General features: G+C 72.7%; 11 protein-coding genes and 1 pseudogene. 10 read left to right on the forward strand and 2 right to left on the reverse strand.

The window, feature by feature from the left end; genetic code table 11:
* Positions 1 to 24: 24 nt before the first annotated feature.
* The 8 genes and pseudogenes from ABZ128_RS28760 (at position 25) to ABZ128_RS28795 (ending at position 8,260) form a co-directional block, all read left to right on the forward strand.
* Positions 25 to 735 carry an ABC transporter ATP-binding protein gene (locus ABZ128_RS28760; protein ID WP_356851963.1) on the forward strand — a complete coding sequence of 237 codons (711 nt, stop codon included), beginning with the start codon at positions 25 to 27 and terminating at the stop codon, positions 733 to 735.
* Complete coding sequence (locus tag ABZ128_RS28765; RefSeq protein WP_356851965.1) at positions 732 to 1,685, forward strand: hypothetical protein; 954 nt, start codon at positions 732 to 734, stop codon at positions 1,683 to 1,685. The genes ABZ128_RS28760 and ABZ128_RS28765 overlap by 4 nt, the downstream gene beginning before the upstream one ends.
* A gap of 182 nt (positions 1,686 to 1,867) precedes the next feature.
* Positions 1,868 to 2,581 carry a hypothetical protein gene (locus ABZ128_RS28770; protein ID WP_356851967.1) on the forward strand — a complete coding sequence of 238 codons (714 nt, stop codon included), beginning with the start codon at positions 1,868 to 1,870 and terminating at the stop codon, positions 2,579 to 2,581.
* A gap of 43 nt (positions 2,582 to 2,624) precedes the next feature.
* Positions 2,625 to 2,714 (forward strand): annotated as a pseudogene (locus ABZ128_RS28775) (IS5/IS1182 family transposase); the annotation flags it as partial.
* A gap of 264 nt (positions 2,715 to 2,978) precedes the next feature.
* Complete coding sequence (locus ABZ128_RS28780; RefSeq protein WP_356851984.1) at positions 2,979 to 3,299, forward strand: ATP-binding protein; 321 nt, start codon at positions 2,979 to 2,981, stop codon at positions 3,297 to 3,299.
* 324 nt (positions 3,300 to 3,623) lie between these two features.
* Positions 3,624 to 4,361, forward strand: coding sequence for a helix-turn-helix domain-containing protein (locus tag ABZ128_RS28785; protein WP_356851969.1), 738 nt, complete (start codon positions 3,624 to 3,626; stop codon positions 4,359 to 4,361).
* 161 nt (positions 4,362 to 4,522) lie between these two features.
* A complete protein-coding gene (locus ABZ128_RS28790) occupies positions 4,523 to 6,403 on the forward strand; it encodes an AMP-dependent synthetase/ligase (protein ID WP_356851970.1) in 1,881 nt (626 codons plus the stop codon).
* A gap of 108 nt (positions 6,404 to 6,511) precedes the next feature.
* Positions 6,512 to 8,260: an alpha/beta hydrolase gene (locus ABZ128_RS28795; protein WP_356851971.1), complete on the forward strand. Its 1,749-nt coding sequence runs from the start codon at positions 6,512 to 6,514 to the stop codon at positions 8,258 to 8,260.
* A 10-nt stretch (positions 8,261 to 8,270) separates the two neighbouring features.
* On the opposite strand, the gene ABZ128_RS28800 is transcribed toward ABZ128_RS28795, so the two are convergent.
* Entirely contained in the window at positions 8,271 to 9,449 is a 1,179-nt protein-coding gene (locus ABZ128_RS28800) for a lipase family protein (protein WP_356851973.1), read from the reverse strand.
* 210 nt (positions 9,450 to 9,659) lie between these two features.
* Positions 9,660 to 10,670, reverse strand: a complete 1,011-nt coding sequence (locus ABZ128_RS28805; RefSeq protein WP_356851974.1) for an AraC family transcriptional regulator — start codon at positions 10,668 to 10,670, stop codon at positions 9,660 to 9,662.
* Between the two features lie 117 nt (positions 10,671 to 10,787).
* On the opposite strand from ABZ128_RS28805, the gene ABZ128_RS28810 reads away from it, so the two are divergent.
* Entirely contained in the window at positions 10,788 to 12,518 is a 1,731-nt protein-coding gene (locus tag ABZ128_RS28810) for an AMP-dependent synthetase/ligase (protein ID WP_356851976.1), read from the forward strand.
* Positions 12,519 to 12,690: 172 nt separating this feature from the next.
* Positions 12,691 to 13,431, forward strand: a complete 741-nt coding sequence (locus ABZ128_RS28815) for a hypothetical protein (protein ID WP_356851977.1) — start codon at positions 12,691 to 12,693, stop codon at positions 13,429 to 13,431.
* Positions 13,432 to 13,593: the final 162 nt, after the last annotated feature.

The raw sequence follows: 13,593 nt of genomic DNA on the forward strand, positions 1-13,593 counted from the left end.
ATGACTGTCCTTTCCTGTCGCGAAGTGACCAAGAGATTCCGGCGGCACTCCGTGCTGGACGGGATCAGTCTGAGCCTGGAGGCCGGCGAGATCGTCGGCCTCCTCGGCCTCAACGGGGCCGGCAAGACCACGCTCATGCGTTTGATAACGGGGCTCGCACTGCCGAGCTCCGGTGACATACGCCTGTTCGGGGAGCCGTTGCCGATGCGCCCCGCGCAGCTCGCCCGCATCGGCGCCGCACTCGACGCGCCGTCCTTTCCGCGCTGGCTCACGGGCCGGGCGGTCCTGCGCATGCTGCTGGAGAGTGCGGGGCGCCCCGACGGCGGCCGTACGGGAGCGGTGCTCGACCGCGTGGGTCTCGCGCATGCCGCCGACAAGCGGGTCGGCACGTACTCCCAGGGCATGAGGCAGCGACTGGCGCTCGCTGCGGCCTTGTTGAAGAAGCCCGATCTGCTCATCCTCGACGAACCCACGAACGGCCTCGACCCCGAGGGTCTGCGGATGGTCCGTCGCGTCATCGCCGAGGAGTCGGCCCGTGGAGCCACCGTGCTGGTCTCCAGCCATCAACTCGACGAGATCCAGCGCATCTGCCACCGGGTGATCATGGTGGCGGACGGCAAAGTGGCGGCCGCCGGTACGTTGGAGCAACTCGGCTACGACCCCGACGGCGGACCCGACGCCTTCGAGAACTGGTTCTTCGGACTGGTCGGCCGGCGTGGCGGAGGCTCTCGATGAGGTCGCTGGTCTTTGGCGAGTACCGCCGGCTGTGCCGTCACCCCCTGGGCATGACGCTCGCCGTTCTCTTCGCGCTCCTGTCCCTCTACTGCGCGCTCGGCAGTCAGAGCTCCGCGTCGGAGAGTCTCCGGAACGTCCGAAACAACATCGCGACGGTTGATCAGGGATGCGACACGGCACTGAACACCCCTGAACAAAAGGAACTCTGCCTGAAGAGTGTCCCTTACCAGCTGAAGACCCTGCGCCAGTACGAGGTGACCTTCACCGAGTACGGCCGCCGGGCGGCCAACGGCCAGCACCCCGTCGCCTCTTTGGTCTGGACGATGAAACTCGCGACGTCCATCCCCGGACTGGTGGTGGTCGTCCTGGTGACGGCGTTCTTCGTCGCGGGTGAGTGGAGCCGGGGAAGCATCGTGCCCCGCCTGCTCTACGAGGCCCGGCTCAGCCGCCTGCTGTCCGCCAAAACGGCCGCGGTGTGGATGTGGATGCTGACCCTGGTGGTCGTTTCGGCGGCCGCTACGGCGGCCGTCGGCATGCTCTATGCCCGCTCGGCGTTCCCGCTGCCGAGTCCCGGTGCGTTCGGTGAGGTCCTGGCCGAGACGGCCGTGGTCCTTGTCGCGGGCGCCGCGGTTCTGGCGGCTGCCGTCGCCACCGCCGTGGCCCTGGCGGCACTCGTTCGGCAGCCTCTGCGCAGTTGTCTCGCAGGCTTCCTGCTCCTGGTGCTCGTGGTGCAGACCGCCGGCACGCCGGTCGTGGGTGCCTGGTTGCCCGGAAGTGCACTGCCCGAGATTGTCGGATTCAATGGACTCGACCGAGTTTGGGATCATTTCTGGGTTTCCACCGCCCCTTCGGCGGTGCCCGCCGCCCTGCGGGCCGTACCGACGCTCCTGGGCATCGCCCTGCTCTGGACCTTCCTTCAGCACCGTTCTCGTACGAGGGACCTCGTGTGAGCCGGGGCGCGGCGGGAAGGCGTGCGGCGCGGTATCGGCGCAGCGTCGCCTGGAGGGGCGAGCTACGCGCCCTCTGGGTCCCCCCGGTGTACGCGACCGGCGCCCTGCTGGTCGTGGCCACGGCGGCTGCCGGTGCCCAGAAGTGGCGGGGCGGCGCGACGTTCGGCTTGCAGAATCCGACGGTGGCAGCCCTTGTCGAACCCGCGTCAGCGCTGCGGGCCGCGGCGTGGCAGTCCTCCACCTTCGGCGGGCTCCTCCTCGCCACGGTGATCGTGACGATCGGAGTGGCCCAGTTCATCGAGAGCGGTACGTGGAGTGCGCTCCGCCTGTACGAACACCGCACGCATGTCCTGTACGGACGCAGGCTCTGCGCCGCACTCGGGTTCCTCGCCGTTGTACAGGTGGTGAACGGTCTGACCCTCTGGATCGTCATGCGGGGGATGGCCGTACTCCGGCCGACTCCGTCAGCGCCGCCGCACTCCTTCGATTCGGGGGCCACGAGCGGCGTGCTCGACGCCGGATCGGCCGACTGGGGCGAGGCGCTCACCGCCATGGGCGGTGCCCTGCTGGTGCAGGCGCTGTACCTGTCGGTCGGGTGGTGTGCCGCAGCGCTCCTCCGCAATTCCATCGGCACCTTGGCGCTGGGAGCCGGGCCATGGCTCGTGACCTCCCCCTTGCTGCTCCTCCCGATCGGCCCCTTCCTCCCCCATGCGTGGATCGCCAACATGATGACCCTCCCGGGCGAGGGCCAGTACCGCCTCTACTTCTGGGTCCAGGCCACACCGCAACCCTCGCAGGCGGTCAGCGCGGCCCTCGTCGCCGGTTGCACCGTGGCCTTCGCCCTGCTGGCGCAACTTCTGCTCCGTTCGGAGCGTGTGCTGCGTCCCATCGACTAGGCCGTTCCTTCCGATCTCGGATCGTCGGCTGATGTGTGTCGACGTCGTCGCGGTCGACTCCACCATGGTCCGCGCCCACCAGCACGCTGCCGGGGCCCGTCAAGAGGGGCCCCGGCCGGCGAGCCGCACGACCCGAGCGCCAGGTTCCGGTTCCGCCCATCCGGCCTGTACGCCGGCCGCCGCATCCCGAACAGGGCTGACGCATACGCTGCTGTCTCAACAGCCCATGGACGTCCTGGTTGTTGTAAGTGCCGATCCCGACAGCCTTCCCTTCCATCGTTGCCGGCGCGACGGGCGGGCCTCCCGCCAGGCACGCAGCCGACGGTAGTACTTTCACGTCCAGCTCTCCGCCACCCCGCGCGGTGCCCGGCTCGCCCGGCTGCTCGCGGTCGAACAACTGCGTGGCTGGGGACTCCCGCTGGAGGCGCCCGCGCACATCGTGGCCGAGCTCGCCGCCAACGCCGTGACCCACGGCCGCGTCCCCGGGCGGGACTTCCGGCTGGCGCTGACCGTGACCCCCGGCACGCTGCGTATCGAAGTGACGGACACCCGGGGAGACCGGATCCCGCGGATCCGCGATGCGGGGCGGGGGCTCGTACTGGTCGACGCGCTCGCGGACCGTTGGGGCGTCAGGGAAGGGCCCGCTCCGCGCAAGGTGGTGTGGGCGGAGGTCTTCCTCGCCGCCGGGTCGCGGGGCGCTGCGATCCGGCGCGCCTAGACGCCAAAAGAGCCAAAGAACCGGGAGAAAGAACCAACCGACCCCACCCACCGGCCCGCGTCGCTCGGTCGGGTGAACCGGGCCAACTCGGCTGGATTTCGGACCGGTTGGCGGGCATATGCTCGCCCCGACAACCGCAGACATGAGACGGCCCCCGGCGGGACTGGCATCCCGGTCGAGGGCCTGACCAAGCAGGAAGCAAGCACCTTCCCCATGGCTCCCCAGCACCCTAGCGCGCCCTCGCGCGCCTCGTCCCGCGTTCCGGCCGGGACCCCCCGATCCGGTGTCATCCACGTCAACACGCGGCATGTCCGTCACTTCACCGTGGTCGGCAACCACCTGCTCCAGCACCCCGACCTGTCGGCGACCGCCATCGGGGTCGCGGCCTACATCCAGTCGCTGCCCGAGGGAGCCCCGGTCGGCATCAAGGCCCTCGCCGAGCGGTTCCGGGAGGGGGAGATCCGGATCGGTTCCGCCCTTCGCGAGCTGGAGGCCCACGGGTACCTGGAGCGGCGGCGCGTGCGGCTGGAAACGGGGCAGGTGGTGACCCGTACCTTCTCGTACAACCACCCGGGCGCCCCGGCCGAGCCGCCGCCGCCACCGCCCCCGCCGCCCTCGCAGGAGCCCGTACCGGAGCCGGAGCCGGAGCCGCGGCCCCTGCCGCGGCCGCAGCCCGAGCCGCCCGCGGCGGGGCCGGTCCACCCGGGAGCGGCCGATGTCCTGGCCGGCCTGCGTCGCCGCGATCCGCGGCTGCTGCTGTCCGAGCGCGACGTACGGCGGCTCGCGCCGGCCCTGTCGCTCTGGCTGGAGCGCGGGGCCGACCCCGAGGCCATCGGGCAGGCGCTGTCGGCGAACCTCCCCGAGCCCCTCCACCACCCGGCATCCGTCCTCGCGTACCGCCTGGCCGCCCTGCTCCCGCCGCACCTGCCCGAGGCTCTGCCCAAGCCGCCCGTCAGACGGCCGGATCCGTTCCAGACCTGCGACGGCTGCGACCGCGCCTTCCGCGCCCCCGAACCGGGCCGCTGCCGCGACTGCCCGCCCGAGGCGGCCGCCGCGGCCTGAGCGGGCCGACGACGTGGCCCTTCCCGCCCGCAGGTGTATGCGCGTGGGGTGGAGGAGTCGTGCGCGGGGCGGTCAGGGCCTGTCGAGAGGGTGGTCAGGGCGATGACCCGTGCATAGATTACCGGCGGTAACGCCGAGGGAGTCGAGCCGAGGAGAGCGCCGTGGAAGCCCTGCCGGAGCCGGTCGAGCCCGTGATCACCGCCGTCGACGGGATCGTGCGGGAGGTGGAGGTGCCCGCGCTGGCCGCGGTGCCGGCGAGCGGATCGCTCGGGGACATCCCCTTCCTGAACGCCCGTGAGGCGCCCGGTGAGGCCGTGCTCGCCCGCAAGCAGCGGGACGGCAGCTGGCGGGACGTCACCGCCGCCGAGTTCGCGGCCGAGGTGATGGCCGTCGCCAAAGGCCTGATCGCGGAGGGGCTGCGCGAGGGCGACCGGCTCGCGATCATGGCTCGTACGACGTACGAGTGGACCCTGCTGGACTTCGCCGGATGGGCGGCCGGGCTGGTCACCGTACCCATCTACCCGACCTCCTCCGCCCTCCAGGCCCGCTGGATCATCCAGGACTCCGGCGCCGTCGCCTGCGCCGTCGAGGACACCGCACAGGCCCGCATCATCAGCGCCGAGCGGGCCCAGCTGCCCTGGCTCGCGCACCTGTGGGAGTTCGACACCGGGGCCCTGGCCCGGCTGGTCAAGGCCGGGGAGCACCTGCCGGACGCCGTCGTGCACGCGCGCCGCGCCCTGCGTACGCCGGACTCGGTCGCCACGCTCATCTACACCTCCGGCACCACCGGACGGCCCAAGGGCTGCGTGATCACCCACGGCAACTTCTTCGCCGAGGTCGACAACTCCGTGGAACTGCTCCATCCCGTCTTCAAGTCGGTGAGCAAGGAGCCCGCGTCGACCCTGCTGTTCCTGCCGCTGTCGCACGTCTTCGGGCGGATGGTGGCCGTCGGCTGCCTGCGGGCGCGGGTGAAGCTCGGACACGCGCCGAGCATCAGCACCGAGGCCCTCCTCGCGGACCTGGCCGGATTCCGGCCGACGTTCCTGCTGGCCATCCCGTACGTCCTGGAGAAGGTCTACAACACCGCCCGGGCCACCGCCGAACGGATGGGCCGTGCCGCCTCCTTCGACCGGGCGGCGCGGATCGCGCAGCGGTACGGGGAGGCGGCGGTGGAGGGCAGGGCGGCGGGAATCACCCTGCGGGCGGCGCGTGCCCTGTACGAGCCGCTGGTCTACCGGCGGATCCGGGCGGCGCTGGGCGGCCGCGTGAAATACATCCTGAGCGGCGGCTCCCCGCTGGGGCGGCGGCTCGCGGCCTTCTACACCGGGGCCGGCGTCGAGGTCTTCGAGGGGTACGGGCTCACGGAGACCACCGGGGCCAGCACGGTCACGCCGCCGCTGAAACCGAAGCTCGGGACGGTGGGGTGGCCGCTGCCGGGGACGGCGGTACGGATCGCTGAGGACGGGGAGGTGCTGCTGCGGGGCCGGCACGTGTTCACGGCGTACTGGAATTCCGGCCAGGCGGTCCAGGGCGGTGGCGGGTGGTTCGCGACGGGGGACATCGGCGAGCTCGACGCGGAGGGGTATCTGACGATCACCGGCCGCAAGAAGGACCTGATCATCACCTCCGGCGGCAAGAACGTGGCCCCGGCGCCGCTGGAGGACTGCCTGCGGGCCCATCCGCTGGTCGGGCAGTGCATGGTCGTCGGCGACAACCGGCCCTACGTCACGGCACTGATCACCCTGGAGCCGGAGGGGCTCGCGCACTGGCGGCAGATGCGGAAGAAGACCGGGGTGCCGGTGCGGGAGCTGGTGTCGGACGAGGAACTGCGGGCGGACCTCCAGCGGGCGGTGGACGAGGCGAACCGGCTGGTGTCGCGGGCGGAGTCGATCCGGCGGTTCGCGGTGGTGGCGGGGGAGTTCACCGAGGCGCGGGGGCAGTTGACGCCGTCGCTGAAGCTGAGGCGGGGCGTGGTGGCGCGGGACTACGCGCCCGAGATCGACGCGATGTACCGGACGCCGCCGCCGGGCGGGAGCGCGTAGGCCGCCGGCGGGGGCGGGTCTCGCCCCGGGGCACTCCACCGTGCAGGGGGGTCGGGGGGCACCTAGGGTGGGGGCGATGGGTCCGGGGGGTTGCCCTAGGAGGGTGGCGTGCCCCAGTCCGAGTCCGAGTCCGAGTCCGAGTCCCGGTCCGAGTTCCGGTCCCAGTGCCAGTCCCAGTCCCGGTCCGAGTCCACGTGCGAGTCCCGGCCCCGGTCCCGTTTTCATGCCCGTGTCCTCGCCCGTGCCGGTGGGCGTTCCCGTGCCCCGGCCCGTGGGCGTTCACGGGCCCGGATCGCCGTCGTCGTCGGCGGCGGGGCCGCCCTGCTGGCCGCCTCCCTGGGCGTCGTGCAGGACCCCCGGCCCGGCATCCGGTGGGGCGAGTGCGCCCAGACGGCCGTGCCCGCCGGGATGCGGTGCGGGACCCTCGACGTGCCGCTGGACCACGCCCGCCCGGGGAAGGGCGTCGTACGGGTGGCCCTCGCCAAGCTGCCCGCCACCGGCCACCCCGGCCGGCGGCTCGGCTCGCTGCTGCTGAACTTCGGCGGCCCCGGCGCCCCCGGCATCGCCGGGCTCGCCGCCGACCCCACCGCCTTCGCCGACCTCGGCGAGCGCTACGACCTCGTCGCCTTCGACCCCCGCGGGGTGGGCCACAGCGAGCCCGTCAGCTGCGGCGGCTCCCAGGAGACCGACCCCGCCTCCGACACGGACGCCGCCGCGCGGCTGGCGGCCCTGCGCGCCGTCGTCCGGCGCTGCGAGCTCGCCTCCGGCCCCGTCCTGCCGTACATCGGCACGGTGAACGTCTCCCGCGACCTGGACCGCATCCGTCAGGCCCTCGGCGAGACCAAGCTCAACTACCTCGGCTTCTCCTACGGAACCCGCCTCGGCGCGGTGTACGCCGCCCAGTTCCCCCGCACCACCGGCCGGATGGTCCTCGACGGCGTCGACACCCTCACCGAACCGCCGGCCGAGCGGGCGCTCGTCACCGCGCGGGGCCGGCAGCAGGCCCTGGACGGCTTCCTGGCCTGGTGCGCCCGACGGAAGGACTGCGTCTACGGCGCCGACCCCCGAGCCGCCCGGGACAAGGTCGGCGCGCTCGTCAGCCGGCTCGACGCCGAGCCGCTCGTCGGCGAGGACGGCTCGTACTTCACCGGCCAGGACGCCGTGGCCGCCCTCGCCGCCGCCCTCGACGCGAAGCAGCAGCAGACGTGGCCTGCGCTGGCCGCGGGCCTCGCCCTCGTCGAACGGGAGCGCGACCCGGGCGGCCTGCTCCGGCTCGGCGCCCCGACGCAGCCGCCGCGCGGGGAGAGCGACGGCGCGGGCCCCGTGACCCCCGTGTCCGCCGTGACCCCCGTTGCCTCTGTGACCCCCATGGCCTCCGTACCTCCCGTACCTCCCGTACCTGCCGACAACGGCGAGGCCGCGCTGACCGCCGTGAACTGCGCCGACCACCCCGGCCGCAGCCGGGCCACAGCCGGCGCCGCGGCCTTCGCGGAGGAGATCGACGGGCTGGAGGAGGACTTCCGCAGGGCCTCACCGATCTTCGGGCCGCAGCAGCTGGCGGCCGTGCTCTCCTGCTACGGCCGGCCCGCGGGCACCGACTTCCTCCGCAGGATCGACCGCCCCGCCGGGCTCCCGCGCATGCTGCTCGTCGGCACGCGCGGGGACCCGGCGACCCCGTACCGCTGGACGCAGGAGACGGCCCGGCGCCTCGGCGGCCCGGCGGTGGTCCTGGACCACCGGGGCGCCGGCCGCACCGGCTACTCCGCCTCGCGCTGCGTACGCGAGCACGTGAACCGCTTCCTGGTCGACGGCCACCTCCCGGCGGGGACGAACCGCTCCTGCCCCGCCGGCAGGTAACGCTGCGCGGCTACGGGCAGTTAGGGTGCGTGGCGCGCCCCGCGAAGCGGTCGGCCAGCCAGTTCCCGGCCGCCAGGGAGTGCGTGATCACGCCGCTGACGTGCTCACCGACCCAGACCGTGTCCCACTCCACGTCCGCGCCCTTCGCGCACCACTCGGAGCGCAGCTGCCGGCCGACGGCGTACGGGATGAGCTCGTCGCCGAGCGCGTGGTACTGGAACACCGGCGCGGCCGGGGCCGTCCGCCCGAGCCTGCTCTGGTTCAGGCGGGCCTGCCAGTCCGGCTGGTCGAGCGGGTTGCGGGTGGTGAGGTCGGAGATCCGCTTGAACGACCCGGCGATGGCGTCGATGGCGACGCAGCCGTCCTTCATCCCGTCGACCAGGGCCTTGCCCGCCGGGTTGAGGTACGAGTCCAGCTTCAGCTCGGGGAACGCCGCGTCCTGCCCGGCGGCCGCCATGAAGATGAGCCCCGCGCCGTAGGAGCCATTGTTGAAGTCGGCCACCTCCCTCAGGTCGGCCGGGACCCCGCCCGTCGCGGTGCCCTTCACCTTCAGCTCCGGGGCGTACGAGCCCTGCAGCTCGGCGGCCCAGCTGCCGGCCTGGCCGCCCTGGGAGTAGCCCATGATCCCGATCGGGGTGTCCGCCGGGAGGCCCGCCTCGGGCAGCCGGGTCGCGGCGCGCGCCGCGTCGAGCACGGCGTGGCCGGCGGAAGGGCCGACGGTGTAGGTGTGGACGCCCGGGGTGCCGAGGCCCTCGTAGTCGGTGACGACCACGGCCCAGCCGCGCAGGGTGAGCTGCTGGATCAGGTTGGCCTCCATGGCGGTGCCGTAGGGGAGGTTGTTGCTCGGCGCGCAGGAGTCGCCCATGCCGACGGTGCCGACGGCGTACGTGACGAGGGGCCGCGGGCCGGTGCGGCCGTCCTGGGGGACGATCACGGTGCCGGAGACCACGTTCGGGGCGCCGTCGGCGGTGGTGGAGCGGTAGTGGATCTTCCAGGCCCTGGTGCCGGTGGGCTGGCCGGGCAGGGGGTGGAAGGCGGAGGGCAGGGCGGCGACGAGGTCGCCGGGGCGGCCGGAGTCCGCGGCCGGCTCCGCCGCGGTGGCGGTGGCCGCCGTCGCGGCCGCCAGGGCCAGGGCGGCCACGGCGGCGAGGCTGCTGCGGCGGGGACGCGGGGGGATTCGAAAACGCATGGCGGCTCTCCCAACGGTTCGATCCGTGCGGGGTGGTGTGGGTGAGGAGAAGGTAGTGACCGACCGGTCGGAACGTCGCTGACCGCACAGCTCAGCTTTCCTGACGGGATCTCACACCCCACGGGGCACGCCCGCGACGAGCCTCGGCAGGCCGCCGGAAGCGCGGCCTCAGCCGGCCGAAGCGGAGGCTCGGCCGCCGGAAGCGCGGCCTCAGCCGCCCGAGGCGATCCGGTACGCCCCCGGAGTCGTCCCCGTCCACCTGCGGAACGCCCGGTGGAAGGCGGTGTCCTCCGAGAAACCGAGCCGCGCCGCCAGCTCCGCGATCGGCTCACCGCTCTCCGCCAGCCCCGCGATCGCCGCATCCCGCCGCACGTGGTCCTTCAGCTGCTGGAACGAGGTCCCCTCCTGCTGCAGCCGCCGCCGCAGCGTCGCCGGGGACACCGCCAGCCGCGCCGCCACCTCCCCGAGCGCCGGCAGCCGCGGCGAGCAGCGCAGCTGCCGGGCCAGCGCCCGCCGCACCTGCTCCGAGACCGTCGTCCCGTACTCCGGCCGCGAGAGCAGGTCGAACGGGGCCCGGCGCAGCATCACCTCCAGCGCCGCCTCGTCCCGTACGAGCGGCGCGGCCAGCCAGTGCGCCTCGAAGGCCGCGCCCGTAAGGTCCTCCCCGAAGCGGACCGGGCAGTCGAACAGGACCGCGTACTCCTCGCGGTGCGGCGGCGGCGGATAGGAGAAGACGGCGGACACGAGCGGGATCCGCCGTCCGACCAGCCAGCTGCTCAGCCGGTGGAAGATGGCGAGCACGCACTCGGTCAGGAACCGCTCCTCGTCCCGGGCGAAGTCATTGCGCACCGTGAACCGGGCCTCGGCGCCGTCGACTTCGAGCTCCAGCTCCGGCCCGCCCGGAAACAGCCCGTAGAACGCCGCCGCCCGCTCCACCGCCGCACCCAGGTCCCGGCAGCCGAGCGAGGCGTAGCACATCATCGCGAAGGTGCCGGGCCGGCTCGGCACGGAGGACAGGCCCAGGAACTCGTCCTGCGTGCTCCGGTACAGCGCCCGGAACAGCCGGGCGAACTGCGCCGACGTGACCCGCGCCCGGTCGTCGCCGAGCAGCAGCGGCGGGATCTGCGCCTCCTGGAGCAGCGGCACGGTGTCGATGCCGCTGCGCGCCGCCCCGGCCAGCACGGCGCGCACATGGTGCACGGTGACCGTCCGCCTCCCCATGCCTTCGACGGTAGCCCCAATGAGCGCTGCGGTCAGCGGGGGTGACGCTTCCGGTCATGCCGCGCGGCACCCGTACGTGCCTAGCCTCGGGGGTCACCCATCCCGGGAGGGGAAGCCATGGACGGTCGGCCGCACACGCTGGCGGTGTTCACCCAGTGGACCGAGGAGAGGTACGGAGCGGAGCGGGCGCTGCGCTTCCGGGCGCCGGACGGGAGCGGGTGGGAGACCCGCACGTACGCGGAACTGGGCGCGGCGGTACGGCGGACGGGGCGGGCGCTGCTCGGCCTGGGCGTCGCAGCCGGCGAGCGCGTGGCGGTCCTCGCCGAAACCCGCCCGGCGTGGACGTACACCCACTTCGCGATCCTGGCGGCGGGCGCGGTCCTCGTCCCGGTGTACCCGACGGCCGGGGAGGAGGAGCTCGCCTGGGTGCTGGCGGACTCGGAGGCCGTGGCCGTGGTCTGCGACGACGCGGCGCAGGCGGACCGGGTGGAGGCGCTGCGGGCGAAGCTGCCGGCGCTGCGCGCGGTGGTACGGATGGACGCGCTGCCGGACCTCGATGCCGCCCCGGAGACGGAACTCCTGGAGCGGGCCCGGCAGGTGACCCCGGACGCGGACGCGTCGATCGTCTACACCTCGGGGACGACGGGCCTGCCGAAGGGCTGCCGCCTCACGCACGGCAACATGGGCGCCATCCAGGACGCGACGCGCCCGCTGGTCCACGGCGGGCCGGGCGACTCCACGTACCTGTATCTGCCGCTGGCGCACGTACTGGCCCAGCTGATCCAGTTCACGACCCTGTTGGAGGGCGGGGAGCTCTGCTACTTCGGCGGCCGGATCGAGGACGTGCTGTCCGAGCTGGCCGAGGCCAAGCCGACCCATCTGCCGTCCGTGCCCCGGCTGTTCGAGAAGGTGCACGCGGTGGTGCTGTCCATGGCCGAAGCCCAGGAGGGCGGCGCCGAACGCTTCCGGGAGGCGGTGCGGATCGGGGTGCTCGCGGCCGAGGGACGGCTGCCGGAAGCCGACCGGGCGGCTTACGAGGAGGCGGAGAAGAACCTGTACTCGCTGGTCAGGGGCGCCTTCGGGGGCCGGCTGAACCAGGCGGTGACCGGCGCGGCGCCGATCAACCCGGCGACCCTGGACTTCCTGCGGGCCTGCGGGATCGCGATCTACGAGGGCTACGGGATGACCGAGACCGCCGGGCTGATCAGCCTGAACCACCCGGGCGCCGCACGGGCCGGCACGGTCGGCAAGCCCATAGCGGGCTGCGAGGTCCGCATCGCGGAGGACGGCGAGATCCTGGTCCGCGGGCCGATGGTCTTCCCCGGCTACCACGCGAACCCGGCCGCGACGGCGCAGACGCTGGACGAGCGGGGCTGGCTGCACACCGGGGACCTGGGGGAACTGGACGCCGACGGGTTCCTGTCGATCACGGGCCGCAAGAAGGAGCTGATCATCACCTCCGCGGGCAAGAACATCACCCCGACGGAGGTCGAGTTCGCCCTCCAGCGCTCCCGGTACGTCTCCCGGGCCGTCCTGATCGGCGACCACCGCCCCCACCCGGTCGCCCTGATCACCCTTGACGCGGAGGAGACCACGGCGTGGGCGAAGCGCGAGGGCCTGGCGCTGACCCCGCGCGAGGCGGCGGCCCACCCGGCGCTGCGCGCCCTGGTCGAGGAGGCGGTCACGGCGGCCAACGCCACGGTCTCCCGCCCGGCCCGCATCCGCGCGTTCCACATCCTGCCGGAGGACTTCACGGTGGAATCGGGCACGCTGACGCCCACCCTGAAACTGCGCCGCACGGCGGTGGCGGAGCGCTACGCGGCGGAGATCGAGGCGCTGTACGGCTAAGGCGAGCGTCGGCTGATGGCTTGTCAAAAAGCGTGTGCAATAAGGAAGTCGGGTGGAGGCAAAGCCTCCATTTCAAGATCAAGTTCTGAGGAAGTCTTGAGCCGGAACGATTTGATCCGCTGGTTGACTGGCGGCCACAAGCCACCCCCCAACCCGAGAGGGCCAGTTACCCATGTCTATGGCCACCACCCGCCGCCTGGCCGCCACCGCGCTCGCCGGTATCGCCACCGCTGCCCTGCTGGGCACGGGAACCGCCAACGCCTCGATCATCTCGCCGGACGGCATGCGGATCGCCGCCTACGAGAACAGCCTGAAGAACAGCACCGAGCCGGAGGCTGCCGCCACCCTCCAGCAGTTCGACGCGCTGACGCACGACAAGAAGGTCAAGTTCCTCAACTACAGCGAGGACCCGGAGAACCTCAAGGCCCTGCTGCAGGAGGTCGCCGACGTTCCCGAGGCCGGCACGTCCGTGCACCAGCTCGTGAACCTCAAGGACGGCGACGTCCAGATCGAGGCGGACAGCGAAGCCACCTTCAAGCCGGACGACGCGGAGGCCGCCGCGGTGGCGGCCCGCGGCAAGCTCTCCCGGGGCTGGTGGGAGACCACGTACTCCGTGAAGCAGAAGATCCTCGGTGTCACGGTCACCAAGCTGAGCCTGTGGGTGAACTACTACACCGACGGCTCGAAGATCACCAAGGTGGACCACGCCGACTGCGGCAAGCGGAACTACAACGCCGCCGTCTCCATCGGCCACAGCGTCCCGAAGGCCCAGCTGGCCAGCGGCACGGCCATCGGTGAGGTCATCTGGGAGGGCTCGATCATCTACAAGGGCTTCGGCATCGAAATCGACAAGCGCCACCAGGTCAAGGCCAACGCCTACGGCTTCAAGAGCGGCTACCTGAAGAACATCTAACGGCCGGCGCAAGGGGCGGGGCGGGGGCTTCGGGGGGCGGGATGCCCGCACCCGGCATCGGAGAAGTTCCGGGGGCGTCCCGTCAGTCCACTGTCCTTCCGTGTCGTGCCGGGCCGTCAAGGGCGCTCTCTTCGTTCGCGTCGCTTCGCGATGGCCTTCGGC

This window comes from Streptomyces sp. NPDC006326 (genome assembly GCF_040612915.1).
Classification (GTDB): Bacteria; Actinomycetota; Actinomycetes; order Streptomycetales; family Streptomycetaceae; genus Streptomyces.

What these genes read in the sequence shown, in the direction of transcription:
- ABZ128_RS28765 (WP_356851965.1), top strand. Translation starts at nt 732, where the DNA reads ATGAGGTCGCTGGTCTTTGGCGAGTACCGCCGGCTGTGCCGTCACCCC.
- ABZ128_RS28810 (WP_356851976.1), top strand. Translation starts at nt 10,788, where the DNA reads ATGGACGGTCGGCCGCACACGCTGGCGGTGTTCACCCAGTGGACCGAG.
- ABZ128_RS28805 (WP_356851974.1), bottom strand. Translation starts at nt 10,670, where the DNA reads ATGGGGAGGCGGACGGTCACCGTGCACCATGTGCGCGCCGTGCTGGCC.
- ABZ128_RS28815 (WP_356851977.1), top strand. Translation starts at nt 12,691, where the DNA reads ATGTCTATGGCCACCACCCGCCGCCTGGCCGCCACCGCGCTCGCCGGT.
- ABZ128_RS28800 (WP_356851973.1), bottom strand. Translation starts at nt 9,449, where the DNA reads ATGCGTTTTCGAATCCCCCCGCGTCCCCGCCGCAGCAGCCTCGCCGCC.